Annotated in this window: 15 protein-coding genes; 8 read left to right on the top strand and 7 right to left on the bottom strand. The window is 71.4% G+C overall.

Annotation, left to right across the window (positions count from 1 at the left end):
- Positions 1–89 precede the first annotated feature (89 nt).
- On the top strand, positions 90–1,301 hold the full coding sequence (locus tag BLQ62_RS04380; protein WP_068567078.1) for a PucR family transcriptional regulator: 1,212 nt from the start codon (positions 90–92) through the stop codon (positions 1,299–1,301).
- A 10-nt stretch (positions 1,302–1,311) separates the two neighbouring features.
- Here BLQ62_RS04380 and BLQ62_RS04375 read toward each other — a convergent pair whose 3' ends face one another.
- The 4 genes from BLQ62_RS04375 to groL form a co-directional block, all read right to left on the bottom strand.
- Positions 1,312–1,827: a mycothiol transferase gene (locus tag BLQ62_RS04375; protein ID WP_068533532.1), complete on the bottom strand. Its 516-nt coding sequence runs from the start codon at positions 1,825–1,827 to the stop codon at positions 1,312–1,314.
- Positions 1,828–1,869: 42 nt separating this feature from the next.
- Positions 1,870–2,355 (bottom strand): hypothetical protein, encoded by a 486-nt coding sequence (locus BLQ62_RS04370; RefSeq protein ID WP_068567080.1) that lies wholly within the window; start codon positions 2,353–2,355, stop codon positions 1,870–1,872.
- A gap of 129 nt (positions 2,356–2,484) precedes the next feature.
- The gene (gene htpG / locus BLQ62_RS04365; RefSeq protein WP_068567082.1) at positions 2,485–4,398 is read right to left on the bottom strand and encodes a molecular chaperone HtpG; all 1,914 of its coding nucleotides are present in this window, start codon (positions 4,396–4,398) and stop codon (positions 2,485–2,487) included.
- 185 nt (positions 4,399–4,583) lie between these two features.
- Positions 4,584–6,206 carry a chaperonin GroEL gene (gene groL / locus BLQ62_RS04360; protein ID WP_068533544.1) on the bottom strand — a complete coding sequence of 541 codons (1,623 nt, stop codon included), beginning with the start codon at positions 6,204–6,206 and terminating at the stop codon, positions 4,584–4,586.
- Positions 6,207–6,460: 254 nt separating this feature from the next.
- Between groL and BLQ62_RS04355 the strand changes: the two genes are divergently transcribed.
- Positions 6,461–6,922, top strand: a complete 462-nt coding sequence (locus BLQ62_RS04355; protein WP_068533546.1) for an SRPBCC family protein — start codon at positions 6,461–6,463, stop codon at positions 6,920–6,922.
- Between the two features lie 60 nt (positions 6,923–6,982).
- On the opposite strand, the gene BLQ62_RS04350 is transcribed toward BLQ62_RS04355, so the two are convergent.
- The 3 genes from BLQ62_RS04350 to BLQ62_RS04340 are packed head-to-tail and all read right to left on the bottom strand — an operon-like array spanning position 6,983 to position 10,528.
- Entirely contained in the window at positions 6,983–8,170 is a 1,188-nt protein-coding gene (locus BLQ62_RS04350) for a DUF7373 family lipoprotein (protein WP_068533548.1), read from the bottom strand.
- 19 nt (positions 8,171–8,189) lie between these two features.
- On the bottom strand, positions 8,190–9,365 hold the full coding sequence (locus BLQ62_RS04345; protein ID WP_083350791.1) for a DUF7373 family lipoprotein: 1,176 nt from the start codon (positions 9,363–9,365) through the stop codon (positions 8,190–8,192).
- Positions 9,362–10,528: a DUF7373 family lipoprotein gene (locus BLQ62_RS04340; protein ID WP_068567086.1), complete on the bottom strand. Its 1,167-nt coding sequence runs from the start codon at positions 10,526–10,528 to the stop codon at positions 9,362–9,364. Before BLQ62_RS04340 ends, BLQ62_RS04345 begins: the two co-directional genes overlap by 4 nt.
- Before the next feature lie 75 nt (positions 10,529–10,603).
- Here BLQ62_RS04340 and BLQ62_RS04335 point away from each other — a divergent pair, with 75 nt between their 5' ends.
- From BLQ62_RS04335 to BLQ62_RS04310, 6 genes are read left to right on the top strand one after another with little or no spacing between them, the layout of a single operon-like run.
- A complete protein-coding gene (locus tag BLQ62_RS04335; protein WP_068567087.1) occupies positions 10,604–11,998 on the top strand; it encodes a M20/M25/M40 family metallo-hydrolase in 1,395 nt (464 codons plus the stop codon).
- A complete protein-coding gene (gene moeA / locus BLQ62_RS04330) occupies positions 11,995–13,209 on the top strand; it encodes a molybdopterin molybdotransferase MoeA (protein ID WP_068567089.1) in 1,215 nt (404 codons plus the stop codon). The genes BLQ62_RS04335 and moeA overlap by 4 nt, the downstream gene beginning before the upstream one ends.
- A gap of 9 nt (positions 13,210–13,218) precedes the next feature.
- On the top strand, positions 13,219–13,530 hold the full coding sequence (locus BLQ62_RS04325) for a GlsB/YeaQ/YmgE family stress response membrane protein (RefSeq protein ID WP_068533557.1): 312 nt from the start codon (positions 13,219–13,221) through the stop codon (positions 13,528–13,530).
- Between the two features lie 56 nt (positions 13,531–13,586).
- Positions 13,587–14,309, top strand: coding sequence for a phosphatidylserine decarboxylase (locus tag BLQ62_RS04320; RefSeq protein WP_068533559.1), 723 nt, complete (start codon positions 13,587–13,589; stop codon positions 14,307–14,309).
- Positions 14,306–15,202, top strand: a complete 897-nt coding sequence (locus tag BLQ62_RS04315; RefSeq protein ID WP_170842893.1) for a CDP-alcohol phosphatidyltransferase family protein — start codon at positions 14,306–14,308, stop codon at positions 15,200–15,202. Before BLQ62_RS04320 ends, BLQ62_RS04315 begins: the two co-directional genes overlap by 4 nt.
- A 36-nt stretch (positions 15,203–15,238) precedes the next feature.
- Positions 15,239–17,443: an AAA family ATPase gene (locus BLQ62_RS04310; protein ID WP_068533561.1), complete on the top strand. Its 2,205-nt coding sequence runs from the start codon at positions 15,239–15,241 to the stop codon at positions 17,441–17,443.
- The last annotated feature ends 43 nt before the right edge of the window (positions 17,444–17,486 follow it).

The following is a 17,486-nucleotide window of genomic DNA, read 5'->3' as shown; positions in this document are numbered from 1 at the left end:
CTATGTTCTGTTGTGATCGACGTCATATTCTTGGTGTCGTGAGCAACGATCGAAGCGGGATTTGTCCCCCGGAACAAAAAGCAGGCCCGATGGGCCACCTGAGCGCGCCGGCCCGCGACTGGCTCACGGAGTTCTCCCGCAATGCCGAGAACGAGCGGATGCTGGACGCGATGGTCGCCACGGTGGACGACGCGATCGTGACCGCGATCCCCGCGATGAGCGAGCCGTTGCTCCGCGCCGAGCTCGACGCGAGCACACGGGCGCACTGGCGCGGCGTGCTCTCGGCGATCACCCGCACGTCGTCGACGGCGAGCCCCGGCGAGGAGACGCACGACCTGGCCCGGACGATGGCCCGGCGCGGCTTCGAGATCCAGGTGCTGCTCGGCGTGTACCGCTTCGGGCAGAACGCGGCGTGGGAGGTCTTCACCGGGACGACGGCCGCCGAGATCGACGACGTGCAGGTGCGCAGCGAGGTGCTGCTGTACTTCTGGCCGCGGACCACGGACTGGCTCGACAACGCGATCGAGGAGATGATCGGCACCTTCACCGCCGAGCGCGAGCAGTGGCAGCGCGGCGCGCTCGCCCGGCAGGCCGGCGCCGTGGAGGCCGTGCTGTCCGGGCAGGAGGTCGACGCGGGCGAGGTCAGTGCGGCGCTCGGCTACCCGGTGACCGCGACGCACACCGCCTACGTCCTGTGGGTCGACGACGGTGTCCCCGACGCCGACGTGCACCGCCTCCTCGAGCGCGCGGGGCTCGCGGTGCACCGCGCCGTCGGCGGCGAGCACCGCCTGGCCCTGCGCACCGGGGCGCGGTCACTGCGCTGTTGGAGCGCCGGTTCCGCGACGCCCGACCTGCAGGACCTTGCCCCGACGGTGCGCTGCGCCCTCGGCACCGCGCATCCCGGGATCGACGGGTTCCGGCGCAGCGAAGCCGAAGCCGCTGCGGCACTGGAGGTCGCGCAGCGGACCGGAAGGCGGGCCGTCGCCTACGAGGACGCGGAGCTGGCGTGCCTGGCGCACGGGATCGCGGGCCCGGCCGGTGCGCGGACGCTGATCCAGCGGGAGCTCGGCGAGCTCGCCGCGCCGACGGATTCGGCTGCGCGGCTGCGGGAGACGGCCCTGGCGTTCCTCGGCGCCGGAGGCGATGCGCGGGCCGCGGGCGAGGCGCTGGTGCTGCACCCCAACACCGTTCGCTATCGGATTCGGCAGATCGAGCAGCTGCTGGGGCACCCGATCGATGAACGGCGGGTGCACGTGGAGCTGGCACTGCACTGCGTGCGGACGTTCGGCCCCATCTCTTGACCGCCCCGGCTCAGGGAACGAGTGCGCCCTTGAGATAGGCGGCAGCGCCGAGGTGCTGGGCACAGTCGTCGACGATGCTCACCAGCCGCACCGCGACGGTGACCGGCGGGTCCCACGCCTCGTCGATCACGCGGGCCAGCTCGTGCTCGGTGATGCCGGCCAGGTAGCGCTGCGCCATCGCGTCGACGTCGCGGAAGTACCCGATGAGCAGCGCGTCGCTCCCGTGCACCTCGGCCGCCTCGGCGCGGCTGTGCCCGTAGCCGGTGGACTCCGGCGGCAGATCGAGACCGAAGCGGCCGTACCAGTCGCTTGCGGTCCAGACCTCCTCGACGCCCGTGATCGGTGCGAGCTGCGCGTCGATCACCCGGGCGCTGTGCCACACCAACCACGCGATCGTGTTGGCCTCCGGCACGATCCGGCGGTTCGCGATCTCCGCGGTGAGCCCGTCCGTCACGTCCTCCGCGTGCTCGAGGATGCGGGCGAAGGAGTCGATGAGCAGGTCCCGTGCAGCCGTCGCGTCGTCCATGTCCCCGACGGTACGCCGATGCCTCGACGAACAGGATCGGGGTTAGGCAGCCATGACAAAGACGAGGAGGGCGAGCGCCGCCAACAGAATGGCGAGCAGAATGCCGCCACAGATCCACAGGATCGCGATCTGCACGACTTTGTAGCCGTTGGTCGGTGGCGGGGGCGGCGGCGTGAAGCTGAAGCTCCCCGGCGTCCCGCCGCTGTTGGGAGCGGCGTAGAACACCGTTACCGTCTGACCCGCAGCCACCCGGAGCGGGATACTCGCCGTGCCGAACATCGCGCTCGGCACGCCGAGCGCCATCCCGGGACCACCGAGCGCCAGAGCGGTACCCAACTGCACACTGAGCACATGGTCGCCAGGGGCGACGGGGAGGATCGACTCACCCCATGCCGCCATCCGGGCGACGCTGTCGACGAACGCGCTGACGTGCACGCTGTACTCGTACTCGATGAAGGCGTCAGGCGAGTCACCGGGCTGGCAGATCAGTCGGATCCAGCCCTGCTCAGGCGCTACGGGGAAAGCCACTGCCACTCCTTCGTCGTCAGCACAGTTCTGTGCGATGACGCCAGCGTGGCAATTCCTGCTTTCCCTCCGCTTGCCGCCGACTGAAAGCCGCGGTGCCCCGGGAGTGCCGGGCGCCGCGGCCTACGTCGATCAGGCGAGCTCGCGCGCCAGATGCCGCGCGAGCACGGCGGCGAACTCGGCGGGCTCCGCCGGTGCGCCACCTTCGGCGAGAACGGCGGTGCCGTAGAGGATCTCGGCGGCGTCCTTGAGTGCCTCGTCGTCGCGCGCGGCCCCGTCGCCGACGACGCGGTCGCGCAGGCCCTTGACGAGGTCGTTCTCCGGGTTGAGCTCCAGGGTGCGGCGGGTGCGCGGCACCTCCTGGCCGCTGGCGCGGTACATCTGCTCGAGCTGCGGCGTGAGGTCGAACTCGCCACCCACGAGGCAGGCGGGCGAAGTGGTCAGGCGCGAGGTCAGGCGCACACCGGAGACCTTGTCGGTCAGCACCTCGGCGAGCCACGTCGTGAGCGGCTCGAAGCCCTCGGCCTCCGGCGCGTCGTCGCCGAGATCGGCCTCGCCCTTGGCGACGGAGACGAACCGCTTACCGTCGAACTCCGCGCCCGTGGTCCACAGTTCGTCGACCTGGTCGGTGAGGAGCAGTACCTCGAAGCCCTTGGCGGCGAACGCCTCCAGGTGCGGGGACGACTCGAGCTGCCGCCGCGACTCGCCGGTGGCGTAGTAGATCACGTCCTGTCCCTCGGGCATGCGCGAGACGTACTCCGCGAGGCCCGTGGTGCCGTCCTCGCTGAAGGTCGACGCGAACGACGATGCCTTGAGCAGGGTTTCGCGGTTGTCCTGATCGTCGAGCAGGCCCTCCTTGAGGACCGCGCCGAACGCGGTCCAGAAGGTCTCGTACTTCTCCCGCTCGTTCTCGCGCAGGGCGGTGATCGTCTGCAGGACCCGCTTGACGAGGCGCTTGCGGATCATCACGAGGTGGCGGTCGTTCTGCAGGATCTCGCGGGAGACGTTGAGCGAGAGGTCCTGTGCGTCCACGACGCCGGTGATGAAGCGCAGGTACGGCGGGAGCAGCGCCTCGCAGTGGTCCATGATGAAGACGCGCTTGACGTAGAGCGCCGGCCCCGGCTTGGTGTTGCGGTAGAACATGTCGAAGGGCGGCATCGTCGGGATGAACAGCAGCGCCTGGTACTCGAAGGTGCCCTCGGCGCGGAACGCGATCGTCTCCAGCGGCTCGTCGAAGGCGTGGCTGATGTGCCGGTAGAAGTCGGCGTACTCCTCGGCGGAGACCTCGTCCTTCGGGCGGGCCCACAACGCCTGCATGGAGTTCAGCGTCTCGGGGCCGGTGTTCTCGCCCTCGGTGTCGGCATCCTCGGACGCGGGCAGCACCAGTCGGATGGGGAAGGCGATGAAGTCGCTGTAGCGCCGCACCACCGTCCGCAGCACGTGCTCGGAGGCGTAGTCGTGCAGGCTCTCGTCGCCGTCCGCGGCGCGCAGGTGCAGGGTGATGGTCGTGCCGTGGCCGGCGGGCACGTCGTCGCCGGTGAGGTCGGTGACGGTGTAGGTGCCGTGCCCCTCGGACTCCCAACGCGTCGCGGTGTCCTCGCCGGCCTTGCGGGTGGTGAGCACGACGCGGTCGGCGACCATGAACGCCGAGTAGAAGCCGATGCCGAACTGCCCGATCAGCTCCGCGGAGGCGCCCTGTTCCTTGGCCTGCTTAGCCGCCTCGAGCTTGCGCTTGAGCTCGCCGGTGCCGGACTTGGCGAGGGTGCCGATGAGGTCGACGACGTCCTCGCGCCTCATACCGATGCCGTTGTCGCTGATCGTGAGCGTGCAGGCCTCGGCGTCGGGGCGCAGCTCGATGTGCAGATCCGAGGCGTCCGCATCGAGGTCCTTGTCCTGGTACGCCTCGAGCCGCAGCTTGTCGAGGGCGTCCGAGGCGTTGGAGATCAACTCGCGCAGGAAGACGTCCTTCTCCGAGTAGACGGAGTGGATCATCAGCGAGAGCAGTTGGTCTGTCTCAGCCTGGAACTGAAGGGTCTCTGCGGTCACGTCGTCGCCTTTCTGAACACGAAGGAGGGAATGAACAACGTCTGGTCGTTCCGAAATTCGGGTTCTGCGGGGCTTCGCGGCAAGATTCCGTCGCCGACCCCCGCAAGACCTGAATGTCGGAACAGGGCGGGCCCGGCACCGTCGTGACGATGCCGGGCCCGGAATCCTGATCCGGAGGCGGGGACTTAGAAGTCCATGCCGCCCATGCCGCCGGTCGGATCGACCGGGGCACCGGCCTTCTCCGGCTTGTCGGCGACGACGGCCTCGGTGGTGAGGAACAGCGCCGCGATCGAGGCTGCGTTCTGCAGCGCCGAGCGGGTGACCTTCACCGGGTCGTTGATGCCGGCGGCCAGCAGGTCCTCGTACACGCCGGTGGCGGCGTTGAGGCCGGTGCCGGCGGGCGAGTTGCGGACCTTCTCGGCGACGACGCCGGGCTCGAGGCCGGCGTTGACGGCGATCTGCTTGACGGGGGCGTCGAGCGCGACCTTGACGATGTTCGCGCCGGTGGCCTCGTCACCCTCGAGCGCGAGGCTCTCGAAGACGGTGCCCGACTGCGCGAGAGCAGCGCCACCACCGGCGACGATGCCCTCCTCGACGGCGGCCTTGGCGTTGCGCACGGCATCCTCGATGCGGTGCTTACGCTCCTTGAGCTCGACCTCGGTGGCGGCACCGGCCTTGATGACGGCGACGCCGCCGGCCAGCTTCGCGAGGCGCTCCTGCAGCTTCTCACGGTCGTAATCCGAGTCGCTGTTGTCGATCTCGGCGCGGATCTGCGAAACGCGGCCCTCGATCTGCTCCTTGGAACCGGCACCGTCGACGATGGTGGTCTCGTCCTTGGTGACGACGACCTGGCGCGCCTGGCCCAGGACCTCGAGGCCGGCGGTGTCGAGCGAGAGGCCGATCTCCTCGGAGATGACCTGGCCACCGGTGAGGATGGCCATGTCCTGCAGCATCGCCTTGCGACGATCGCCGAAGCCGGGGGCCTTGATGGCGACCGACTTGAAGGTGCCGCGGATCTTGTTGACGATGAGCGTCGACAGGGCCTCGCCCTCGACGTCCTCGGCGATGATCGCGAGCGGCTTGCCCGACTGGATGACCTTCTCCAGCAGCGGCAGCAGGTCCTTGACGGTCGAGATCTTGCCCGAGACGAGCAGCACGTAGGCGTCCTCGAGGACGGCCTCCTGGCGCTCCGCGTCGGTGGCGAAGTAGCCCGAGATGAAGCCCTTGTCGAAGCGCATGCCCTCGGTCAGCTCCAGCTGGAGACCGAAGGTGTTGCTCTCCTCGACGGTGATGACGCCTTCCTTGCCGACCTTGTCCATGGCCTCGGCGATGAGCTCACCGATGGCGGGGTCGCCGGCCGAGATGCCCGCGGTAGCAGCGATCTGCTCCTTGGTCTCGACCTCCTTGGCGGCCTTCAGCAGGTGCTCGGTGACGGCGTCGACCGCCTTCTCGATGCCCCGCTTGAGGCCCAGCGGGTTCGCGCCCGCGGCCACGTTCCGCAGACCCTCGCGCACGAGCGCCTGGGCCAGAACGGTGGCGGTGGTGGTGCCGTCGCCCGCGACGTCGTCGGTCTTCTTGGCGACCTCCTTGACGAGCTCGGCGCCGATCTTCTCGTAGGGATCCTCGAGCTCGATCTCCTTGGCGATGGAAACGCCGTCGTTGGTGATCGTGGGGGCGCCCCACTTCTTCTCCAGAACGACGTTGCGGCCCTTGGGGCCGAGCGTCACCTTGACGGCGTCGGCGAGGGCGTTCAGGCCCCGCTCGAGACCGCGGCGGGCCTCTTCGTCGAACGCGATGATCTTGGCCATTGCGAAGTGATTCCTCCAGATAGGGGCCGGTTCGGCCCGTACTTTGGACACGTCTTCTAGGTCGATTCGATGCCCGCGACGGACGACCCGGCGTGTCACCTGCGCGGGTTGCGCGCAGGGCCCGGTCTCACCTCTTCGACCTAGCACTCACGTAATCCGAGTGCTAAGTCGTTTCTAGCACTCGGCAGTGTCGAGTGCAAGGTCGTTCACCGCTGGCTGCGCGGACCTTTCCTACCCCTGGGTAGGATCCGGTCATGGCAACCCCCGTATTGGAGTCGAGCGTCGTGATCGACGCGCCCGTGGAGAAGGTCTGGTCGGTCGTGTCCGACCTCGAGGCGATGGGCCGTCGCAGCCCGCAGTGCAAGAAGGTGTTCGTCTTCGGCGGCCCGCTCAAGGTGGGCACCCGCATGCTGAACATCAACCGTCAGGGCTGGAAGGTCTGGCCGACCAACAGCCAGGTCACCGAATTCACGCCGAACGAGCGCGTCGCGTTCCGCGTGGCCGAGAACCACACCGTGTGGAGCTTCACCCTCGTTCCCGACGGGGACAAGACCACCGTCGTGGAGCGGCGCGAGGCGGCCGGCGGCAAGACCACCGCGCTGAGCAGCGCCCTCGTCGCGGCGCTCCTGGGCGGCAACGACGACTTCGAGCGCGGCCTGCTGGTCGGCATGAAGCAGACCCTCTCGCACATCAAGACCGAGGCCGAGGCGAAGTAGCCTCTCCGATCCCACGAAGCGCGCGTCCCCGAGGGGGCGCGCGCTTCGTCGTGGAGCGGCCTATCGCCGCCCGTCGAGGATCAGGTACGCCGCGCCGATGCCCTGTATCGCCCGCCCGCGCTGCGGGTCGGTGAACTCGGCGACGTGGCGTCCGACCGGCACCACGCACGTCGTCCTGGTGGCATCGGAACCGACTTTGAACCGATACGTCAGGCACGTTCCACGAGGGACTCCCGGCACGGATTCGCGCTGCATCGAGGGCTTGGTCTCCGTGTACTCGGCGAGCAGGGCATCGGCGAGGCGCGCGGCTCCCGGGGCGTCCTTCGCCCGCGACGTCGTACCGGCGCCGACGCCCACCGCATCGACGCCGGCATCCGCGAAGGCCCGCACGGAGCGCTGGACATCGGTCCGCTGCAGAGCCGCCACGCGCGGCGACATCGCGTAACTCGTCGCCCCGTCCGCCGGTGCCACCGTCAGCCCCGCCACTCCGTCCCGATCGAGCGCGAGTGTGGTCACCTTCTCCAGCGGGGTCGGGATGAAGCGATCGAGCTCCGCCGTCTGCTTGTCGAAGTACGCGCGGATCTGCTCGACACCGAGATCGCCGCGCACCCCGATCACGTACCGGTCGTGCGCCACCAGCGCGATCGTCGGATTCTTCCCTCCACGGAAGTCCTGGCTGTAGGCAACGGCATTCCCGTAGCGGGGCACGGACATCACGACCTTCGGCGGCGCCGCACCGCCCGTCGGGACGTCCTCCGCGGCCAGCAGCCCCGGGCCCACCGCCCGACTCGCCTCGTCCGACGAGGCCATCCGGAAGACGCTGACGGTGACTTCACGCAGCGCGACCGTCGGATCGTCCATCCCGCCACCGACGGCGTTCGATGCGCTCACCGCGGTCCCGACCTCCGCATCGCGGAGCGCGGTGCCCGCCGCGGTCCCGAACATGTACCTCACCATCTGCGGCAACGCCGCTCGGCCTTCGGCCCGGACCGTACCCGACAGGTGGAGCGCCGGATCGATGTCGAACAGGTACGGGATCGTCTCCGCCATGCGCAGGGATTCGAGCATCTGACCGCTCGCGTGCGTGGGTGCGCCGAGCGAGCGGGCCGTGGTGGAGAAGGAACCGGTCTCCGGGCGCGGCACGGCGGACGAGTCCGCGGTCGGTGATCCCTCCACGGTCTGGGCGCACCCGGACAGGAGCAGGCACCCGGTGAGTGCCGTGATCGTCCGCCGGATCCCTGCTGTCACGAGCCGGCGCTCCGTCGCATCACTGCCGGCTCTTGAGGATCACGTAGGCGGCGCCGACGGCCTGCGCGGCCTGCACACGCTGATCCGCGCTGACCTCCGCGACGAACCGGCCGACCGCGACGATGCACCAGGTGTCGGTGGACGGCGCGCCCTCGTACGCCGCGTAGGTCAGGCAGGTGCTGCCGGGGACGCCCTTGATCGATTCGCTCTGCGCCTTGGGGAAGGCGGCCTTGTTCTCTGCGAGGAACTCGTCGACGACGTGCTGCGCACCCTGCGCGTCCTTCGCGCGGTACGTGGTGCTGCCGCCGCTGCCCACCACGTCGACGCCGGCGTCGGCGAAGGTCTTCACCGACCGCTGCACGTCGGTCTGGCGCAGCACCGCGACCCGCGCGGGCAGCGAGTACCCGCCGTTGCCCTTCGCGGGGCTCACCGTCATGCCTGCAACGCCGTCGGGATCGAGCTTGAGGGTGGTGACCTTGTCGAGCGGAGTCGGGGTGAACCCGTCGAGCCCCTTGGTCTGCTTGTCGAAATAGGTCTTGACCTGCTCGCCCGAGAGGTCGCCGTACACACCGATCACGAACTGCTTGTACGCGAGGAGGGCGACGGTCGCCGTACTCGTCTGCCGGGTCATCGTGTAGGCGACGGCACCGTCGTAGCCGGGGATCCGCGTCGTGACCTTCGGCGGCGGCGCCTGCCCGAAGAGCGGCGCGTCCAACCCCCGCAGTCCCGGCCCCACCGCCGAGGTCGCGGCCGCCGGGGAGGCCATCCGGTACACGCCGACGACGACACCGCGCGACTTCCGCTGCGCATCGCTCGTCGCCCCCGTCTTCGTGTCATCGGCGCCGACGGTGACCCCCGCCTCCGCCGCTGCAAGTGCCTCACCGGGAACGGAACCGAAGATCTCCTTGGCGATCCCCCCGATCGACGAGCGGCTGCCCGCCCGCACCTTCCCGTTGAAGCGCAGCGCCGGATCGACCTCGTAGAGGTACGGCACCGTCTCCGCCATGCGGTACCCCTCGAGCGCCTCGCCGTCCTCCTGACTGGTGGCGCCGATGGTCCGCGCCTCGGTCGAATACGACCCGGTCTCCGGCTTCGACGCGGCGGACGGATCCGCGACGGGAGTACCCGCCACCGTCGTCGAACAGCCCGCGAGCAGGAGCGCCGTAGCGATCACCGTCAGACGCGCGTGCCTCATTTCGCCCCCTGCAGGATCAGGTAGGACGCGCCGAGCGCCTGCTTCGCTCGAGTGTCCTGGGCGTCGCTGACCTCGGCGAGGTACCGCCCGACGGGCACCACGCAGTAGGAATTGGTCGACGTCGCGCCCGGGTACTTCGGGGTCTTCAGGCAACGGCCGCCGGGGACGCCGGTCACCGTCTCGACGTTGGCGCCCTTCCGCAACGTCTGGATCTCCGTGATGAAGCGATCGCTCAGCGTCTTCGCCGCGCCCGCGTCCCGGGCGCGGTAGACGATGTTGCCGGCAACGGCGATGTAATCGACGCCCGTGTCCGCGAAGTCCTTCTGCGCCGCGGTCACGTCGGTCTGCCCGCTGACCAGCGTGCGCGCCGGCAGCGCGGCCTCGAACACCGTCGGGCTCTGCTCGGCCAGGGTGTACCGGAGCATGTCGTCGTGATCGCGGGTGAGCGTGGAGAACTTCTCGACGGGCGTCGGAGCGAACCCCTTGAGCGCGGGCAGCTGCAGGTCGAAGAACTTCTTGACCTGCTCGACCGGCCCGCGCGTGTACGCCGCGAGGACGAAGCGCCCACTGGCGAGCAGTCCCACCACGGAGGTCGCCCCGGAGGAGGCCTTCGAGTACGCCCGCGCCTCCGCGTAGCCGGGGACGGTGACGGGGGTCTTGGGGATGGGTTTGCCGCTGCCGAAGCCCTTGTCCTCACCCATGACCGCCGGATCGGCCACGGCCGCCCGCGCCGCCGCGTCGTCCTTGAACCGGAACAGGCCCGTGATCAGTTGGTTGCCCAGGGCCGTCGAGTCCGAGGAGGGCGACTTGTCGGTCCCGGACGTGTAGGCGCCGACCTCGTGCCCCGCGAGGGCCGCGCCGACGCCGTCGCCGTACACGGACTTGATCGTGCTCGACATCCGCCCCACCGAGGGCCGCCCGCCGAAGCGGATCGCCCCGTCGATCTCGGTGGCGAGCGGGATGATCGCCACCATCCGGAACGCCTCCGCGGCGATCTGCACCTTCTCCGACATCGGGGCGATCGTGCGCGGGGCCGTCGCGTAGGAGCCGGTGTCCGGCTTCGGCACGCCGGACGGGTCCGCCACCGGCGAGCCCGCCACCGTCGTCGAACAGCCCGCGAGCAGCACCGCCGCCCCCGCGACGACCAGGGACTTCCGCACCATGGATTCCTCCTCCAGAGTCACTCAAGTCAACCACGAGCACCTTGCCGCGCACTGAAGCCGCGCTAGGGTGAGCCGATGACCGAGCGCAGCCTGCGGGAGACCGTCGCGGAATTGATGGACAAGGCCAGGTCGGACCTGGCGGAGCTGGTGGCGCACCCGTCCGTGCACGACTCCCCCGAGTTCGGTCCCGAGCCCAACGCCGCATCGGCGCAGTGGGTGGCGAAGGCCTTCGCGGACGCCGGCATCGCGAACATCGAGAAGGTCACCACCTCCGACGGTTCCGTCGCGATCGTCGGGCACACGCCTGCTCCGCAGGGCGCCCCGACGGTGCTGCTCTACAGCCACCACGACGTGCAGCCGCCCGGGCCGCGGGAGGCCTGGGAGTCCGACCCGTTCACGCTGACCACCCGCCCCGGGCCCGACGGGGCCGAGCGCTGGTACGGACGCGGCTCCGCCGACTGCAAGGGCAACCTCGTCGCGCACCTGACCGCGCTGCGGGCGGTCCGCGGCGAGGACGGGTCCTTCCCGGTGGGCGTGCGGATCATCATCGAGGGCTCCGAGGAGGGCGGCGGCGCCGGCCTCGAGGACCTGGTGGCCGAGCGGCCCGAGCTGGCGCAGGCCGACCTCATCGTCATCGGCGACACCGGCAACGTCGCCGTCGGCCGTCCCACGCTGACCACCTCGCTGCGGGGCGTCGCCAGCGTCCGCGTGGAGCTGAGCACCGGCACCTCCGATCTGCACTCCGGCGCCTTCGGCGGCGCCGCGCCCGACGCCCTCGCCGCCCTGATCGCGCTGCTCGCGACGCTGCGGGACGGCTTCGGCAACACCACGATCGACGGGCTCGACGGCTCGGCCCGCTGGTCCGGCGAGCCCTACGAGCCGGCGCAGTTCGCCACCGACGCCGCCATCTACGACGACGCCGCGATCCTCGGCTCCGGCACCATCGCCGACCAGTTGTGGGCGCGCCCGGCGGTCACCGTCATCGGCCTGGACGCCCCGGCCACCGCGACCGCCGCGGCCGCGATCCAGCCCCGCGCCGCCGCGCTGCTCAACCTGCGCGTGCCGCCGGGCACCGACCCGCACCACGCCGGGCACCTGCTGGTCGCGCACCTGACCAACCACGCGCCGTGGGGCGCGCACGTGGACGCGGTCGTCGAGTCCGTCGGCGAGCCCTTCGCCGCCGAGACCACCGGCCCCGCCTACACCGTGCTGCGCGAGGCACTGACCCAGGCGTACGACGGTGCCGAGGTCGCCTTCAGCGGCCAGGGCGGCTCGATCCCGCTGTGCACGCAGCTGCGCAAGGCCGCCCCGGCGGCCGAGATCGCGCTGCTCGGCGTCGAGGAGCCGCAGTGCCGCATCCACGCGCCCAACGAGTCCGTCGACCCGCAGGAGCTGCGCCGCACCGCGCTCGCCGAGGCGCTGCTGCTCACCCGGCTGGCCGGGGCACAGGCTCCCGCCGCGGCCGGATGAGGTCCGTCGAGGAGCACCGCGCGGCCGTCGCCGCCGTGCTCGGCCGACCGCGGACCGTCGACCTGCCGCCCGAGGACGCGGTGGGCCTGCGTCTCGCGGGCGACGTCGTCGCGCCGCTCTCCCTGCCCCCGTTCACCAATTCCGCGATGGACGGGTACGCGGTGCGCGCATCCGAGGCCGTCGCCGGTGCCGTGCTGCCCGTCGCCTTCGACGTCCCCGCCGGCCGCACCGACGTACCCGCCCTGGCGCCCGGGACCGCGTGCCGCATCATGACCGGCGCGCCCCTCCCCGACGGTGCCGACGCGATCGTGCCGGTCGAGCGGACCGACGGCGGCGTGGAGCGGGTCCGCATCGACGAGGCGCCCGAACCCGGCCGGTTCTTCCGCGCCGCGGGCAGCGACATCGCGGCCGGCGAGGTCGCGCTGCGCGGCGGCGAACGGGTCTCGCCCGCCACCGTCGGGCTGCTGGCGGCGCTCGGGCACCCGACGGTCCGCGTGAGCGCCCCGCTGCACGTCGCGGTCCTCTCCACAGGCTCCGAGCTGGTGGAACCGGGCACGCCGCTGCGGCCCGGGCAGATCTACGAGTCGAACGCCCCGATGCTCGCCAGCGCGATCCGCGCGGCCGGCGGCACCGCGGAGGTCGTGCGGTTCGTGGCGGACGACGCCGACGCCTTCCTGGCCCGGCTCGCCGAGCGCGTCGCGGCCGGCGGGATCGACCTCGTCGTGACCAGCGGCGGGGTCAGCGCGGGAGCGTACGAGGTGGTCAAGGACGCCCTCTTCGGCCGCGGCGTCGAGTTCGTCAAGGTCGCCATGCAACCCGGCATGCCGCAGGGGTGCGGCACCGTCGGATTCGACGACGGGGCGCGGGTCCCGTTCGTCACGTTCCCCGGCAACCCCGTCAGCGCGCTGGTCTCCTTCGAGGTCTTCCTGCGGCCCGCGCTGCGCGCGGCGATGGGCCTGCCGGGCGGCCCACGACGCACCGCACGGCTCGCCGAGCCCGTGGACTCGATTCCCGGCAAGCGCCAGTACCTGCGCGGACTGCTCACGACGGACGGCGACGGTACCGATTCGGTCTCGGTTGTCGGCGGGCCGGGATCGCACTACTTACGATGGCTCTCACAGGCGAACTGCCTACTGGACGTGCCCGCCGAGGTCGAGCATCTGGCCGCGGGGGATCCGGTGGACGTGCTCGCTCTGAACGGCACCGACTAGGAGGCAAACATGATCACCCAGTACGCCGACGCACTCATCGCAGCATCGTTCACCCCCGACAAGGTCGGATGGATCGGATGGATCGTCATCGGCGGCCTCGCCGGTTGGATCGCCAGCAAGTTCATGGGCACCGACAAGCAGATGGGCTTCATCCTCAACGTCGTGGTCGGCATCATCGGCGGCGTCGCCGGTGGCTTCATCCTCACCAAGCTGGGAATCGACGTGAAGGGCGGCGGCTACTGGTTCACGTTCTTCACCGCCGTGGCCGGCGCGTGCATCCTGCTGTTCATCGTGAAGCTGGTCACCGGACGCAAAGGATAGCGCCGTCGGGTGAGAAGATGTCCCCCGACATGAGCACTGCATCGAAGGGACGTTAGGTGGCACGCCGACCTCGCACGCCGGTCGACGGACATCTGACCGAGCACTCCACCGGCATCGAGCACATCGCCGAACTCATCCGGCACACCGTTCCGCCGCTGCACCCCGCGGGCACCCCGTTCATCGCGGGCGCCCTCGGGGTGGCGGCGGTCGGCTACCGCAAGAGCTGGATCCGGGTCCCCGCCCTGATCACGGCCGGCGCCTGCGCCGGCTTCTTCCGGCACCCGCCGCGCGTGGTCCCCACCGCCGAGGGTGTCGCGGTGGCGCCCGCCGACGGCGAGGTGACCCTCGTCGACGAGCACGTGCCCCCGCGTGAGCTGGGCCTGGGCGACGCGCCGCTGCCCCGCGTGTCGATCTTCCTGTCGGTCTTCGACGCGCACGTGCAGCGCGCGCCGCTCGCCGGCGTCGTCGACTCCGTGGTGCACACCGACGGCCAGTTCCTCCCCGCCGATCTGCCCGACGCCAGCGACCGCAACGAGCGCACCACGGTGCGCCTCGCGACCGAGCACGGGCCCGTCGGGGTCGTGCAGATCGCCGGCCTCGTGGCGCGGCGCATCCGCACCGACTGCGCACCGGGCGACACGCTCGAGCTCGGCGAGACCTACGGCATCATCCGGTTCGGCTCCCGCGTCGACACCTACTTCCCCGCCGGCACCGAGCTGACCGTCTACAGCGGCCAGCGGGCGGTGGCGGCCGAGACCGTGATCGCGCGCCTGCCGTGACCGAGTCCCCCGCCGAGCAGCACCGCCCCGTCGGCGTCATGATCCTGCCGTCCGTGCTGACGGTGGCCGCGCTGTGCGCGGGCCTGACGGGCGTGCGCTTCGCGGCGGACGGCAAGGTCGACCTGGCACTCATGCTGGTCGTCATCGCCGCGATCCTCGACGGTCTCGACGGCCGCGTGGCCCGTCTGCTGGGGGCGTCCACCAAGATCGGCGCCGAGCTGGACTCCCTGGCCGACGCCATCAACTTCGGCGTCACGCCCGCGCTGATCCTGTACTTCGTGTGCTTCCCGGGTTCGCCGTCGGGGTGGTTCGTCGCGCTGCTGTTCGTCGTGGCGATGGTGCTGCGGCTCGCGCGGTTCAACACCCTCGCCGCCGACCCCACGGCGCCCGCGTACACCAAGGACTTCTTCGTCGGGGTGCCCGCGCCCGCCGGCGCGCTGCTGGTCCTGGCCCCGCTCGCCGCCCAGCAGGAGTGGGGCGACGGCTGGTGGGTGAGCACGCCGTTCGTCGCCGGCTGGACGCTGTTCGTCGCCGCACTGACCGTCTCCCGCATCCCGACCTCGAGCTTCAAGTCGATGACGGTGCAGCCCGCGAAGGCCGCCGGCGTGCTCGTGCTGGTCGCCGGCCTGGCCGCCCTGATCCTGACCTACCCGTACATCGCCTTCCTCGTGGTGATCGCGATCTACCTGCTGCACATCCCGTTCGCGTGGCGCTCCAAGCGGTGGGTCGTCGCCCGGCCCGAGGCCTGGGACAACAAGCCCGCCGAGCGCCGCCAGATGCGCCGCGAGCAACGGCGCGCGGTGCGCCCGAACCGGCGCGCGGCCACCGTCGGCCGCGGTACCCGGCGCTCGGCCGCCCGCATGGGCCTGCGCCGCCCGACCCGCGAGGACTGACGCACCCGGCGCTCCACCGCGAACTAGGGTGGACGCGTGTCGAACCTGTCGCTCACCGTCCGCCTGCAGACCTCCGCCCTCGAGGCGCGACGGGGCATCGTCCGCATCCATCCCGAGGCGCTCGCCGCGCTCGGGCTGCGCGAGTGGGACGGGATCGAGCTGCTCGGCGCGCGACGCACGGCGGCCGTCGTCGCGGCGGCACCGTCGGGCACGGCGCCCGGCGTCGCGCTGCTCGACGAGCTGACCATCACCAACTGCGGGCTGCGCGAGGACGCGACCGTCGTGATCTCCCCCGCCACCGTCTACGGCGCCAAGCGGGTGCTGCTGCGCGGCAGCACGCTCACCCGCACCGCGCTCGACGGTGCCGCCCTGCGGCAGGCGCTGCTCGGGAAGGTGATGATGCCGGGCGACAGCGTCTCGCTGCTGCCGCGCGACCTGGGCCCCGGCACGTCGACGGCGGATGCGGTGCAGCAGCTCTCGCGGCTGGTGGGCATCACCTGGACCAACGAGCTGCTGACCGTGGTCTCGGTCGACCCGTCCCCCGGGCCCGTCTCGGTGCAACCGAACTCGGCGGTGATGTGGGCCGACGACGACGGCGTCGCCGTGCCCGCCCCCGCGTCCGCGCCGGCCGTGACCTTCACCGCCGAGGTGCCCGAGGTGGACACCGCCCCGGTGCGCCCGGTCGCCGACCTGGTCGGCGCCGACGACGCGGTCCGCCGACTCACCGAGTGGATCTCCCTGGCGCTCGACGAGCCGGAACTGCTGGAGAAGCTGGGCGCGCCCGCCCGGCTCGGCGTGCTCATCACGGGGCCGACGGGCGGCGGCAAGGCCACCGTCGCGCGGTCCGTCGTGGCGCCGCGGCCCCTGATCGAGCTCGACGGTGCGCTGACCGGCGCGCTCGAGTCGCAGGCGCGGCTGGACCGGGTGCGCGACGCCGCGGCCCGCGCGATCGCCGCGGTCGGCGAATCCGGGTCCGCGCTGCTGGTGCGCGATGTGGAGGCGCTGTTGCCCGCCACCCGCGAGCCCGTCTCGACCGTGATCCTCGACGAGTTGCGGCGGGTCGTCGCCACTCCGCGGGTCGCGCTGCTCGCGACCACCTCCGCCCCGGGCGAACTGGATTCGCGGCTGCGCGAGCCGGACCTGGCCGAGCGGACGGTCACCGTCGACCTGCCGGACGCGAAGGAGCGCGAGCAGCTGCTCGAGCTGCTCCTGCGCGAGGCGCCCACCGCCGAGCTCGACCTGCACGCGATCGCGCTGCGGGCACCCGGGTTCGTCGCCGCCGACCTGGCCGCGCTGTGCCGCGAGGGCGCGCTGCGCGCCGCGGCGCGGGTCGTGGGCACCGACCTGCCGATCGCGATCACGCAGCCCGATCTGCTGGGCGCACTGTCGGTGATCCGCCCGGTGTCGCGGTCGGCGACCGAGGAGGTGGCGGTCGGGTCGATCACGCTCGACGACGTCGGCGACATGGTCGAGACCAAGCAGGCGCTCACGGAGACGGTGCTGTGGCCGCTGCGCCACCCGGACACCTTCGCGCGACTGGGTGTGGAGCCGCCCCGCGGTGTGCTGCTCTACGGGCCGCCCGGTTGCGGCAAGACCTTCGTCGTGCGGGCGCTCGCCGCGTCGGGCCAGCTGTCGGTCCACGCGGTCAAGGGCGCCGAGCTGATGAACAAGTGGGTCGGCGAGTCGGAGAAGGCGGTGCGTGACCTGTTCGCGCGGGCGCGGGGCAGCGCGCCGTCGCTGATCTTCCTCGATGAGGTGGACGCGCTGGCGCCGCGTCGCGGGCAGTCGTCGGACTCCGGGGTGGGCGACAAGGTGGTGGCCTCGCTGCTCACCGAACTCGACGGTGCCGAGCCGCTGCGCGATGTGGTGGTGCTGGGCGCGACGAACCGCCCGGACCTGGTCGATCCCGCGCTGCTGCGCCCCGGCCGGCTGGAGCGACTGATCTTCGTGCCGCCGCCGGACGCGCAGGCCCGCGCCGAGATCCTCAGGACCAGCTCGCGCGCGATCCCGCTGGCGGACGACGTGGACCTGGAGGCGCTGGCCGAGCAACTCGACGGCTACTCCGCCGCCGATTGCAGCGCGCTGTTGCGCGAGGCCGCGCTCACCGCGATGCGGCGCGATCTCGACGCCGCCATCGTCACGGCGGCCGAGGTCGAGGCGGCCCGGCAGGTGGTCCGGCCGTCGCTCGACCCGGCGCAGGTCGCGGATCTGCAGGCGTACGCGGACCGTCGCGCGACGTAGCCGTTCCGAAACCGGGCCGATTCTCGATCAGGGCGGCGTAGGG

Source organism: Tsukamurella pulmonis, from assembly GCF_900103175.1.
Classification (GTDB): Bacteria; Actinomycetota; Actinomycetes; order Mycobacteriales; family Mycobacteriaceae; genus Tsukamurella; species Tsukamurella pulmonis.
The sequence above is the reverse complement of the archived record's forward strand: the minus strand, read 5'-3'. Positions and strand labels throughout refer to the sequence as shown.

Coding starts and splice junctions, on each gene's coding strand:
- BLQ62_RS04380 (WP_068567078.1), top strand. CDS start 90: ATGGGCCACCTGAGCGCGCCGGCCCGCGACTGGCTCACGGAGTTCTCC.
- BLQ62_RS04335 (WP_068567087.1), top strand. CDS start 10,604: ATGACCGAGCGCAGCCTGCGGGAGACCGTCGCGGAATTGATGGACAAG.
- BLQ62_RS04325 (WP_068533557.1), top strand. CDS start 13,219: ATGATCACCCAGTACGCCGACGCACTCATCGCAGCATCGTTCACCCCC.
- BLQ62_RS04375 (WP_068533532.1), bottom strand. CDS start 1,827: ATGGACGACGCGACGGCTGCACGGGACCTGCTCATCGACTCCTTCGCC.
- moeA (WP_068567089.1), top strand. CDS start 11,995: ATGAGGTCCGTCGAGGAGCACCGCGCGGCCGTCGCCGCCGTGCTCGGC.
- BLQ62_RS04355 (WP_068533546.1), top strand. CDS start 6,461: ATGGCAACCCCCGTATTGGAGTCGAGCGTCGTGATCGACGCGCCCGTG.
- groL (WP_068533544.1), bottom strand. CDS start 6,206: ATGGCCAAGATCATCGCGTTCGACGAAGAGGCCCGCCGCGGTCTCGAG.
- BLQ62_RS04345 (WP_083350791.1), bottom strand. CDS start 9,365: ATGAGGCACGCGCGTCTGACGGTGATCGCTACGGCGCTCCTGCTCGCG.
- BLQ62_RS04340 (WP_068567086.1), bottom strand. CDS start 10,528: ATGGTGCGGAAGTCCCTGGTCGTCGCGGGGGCGGCGGTGCTGCTCGCG.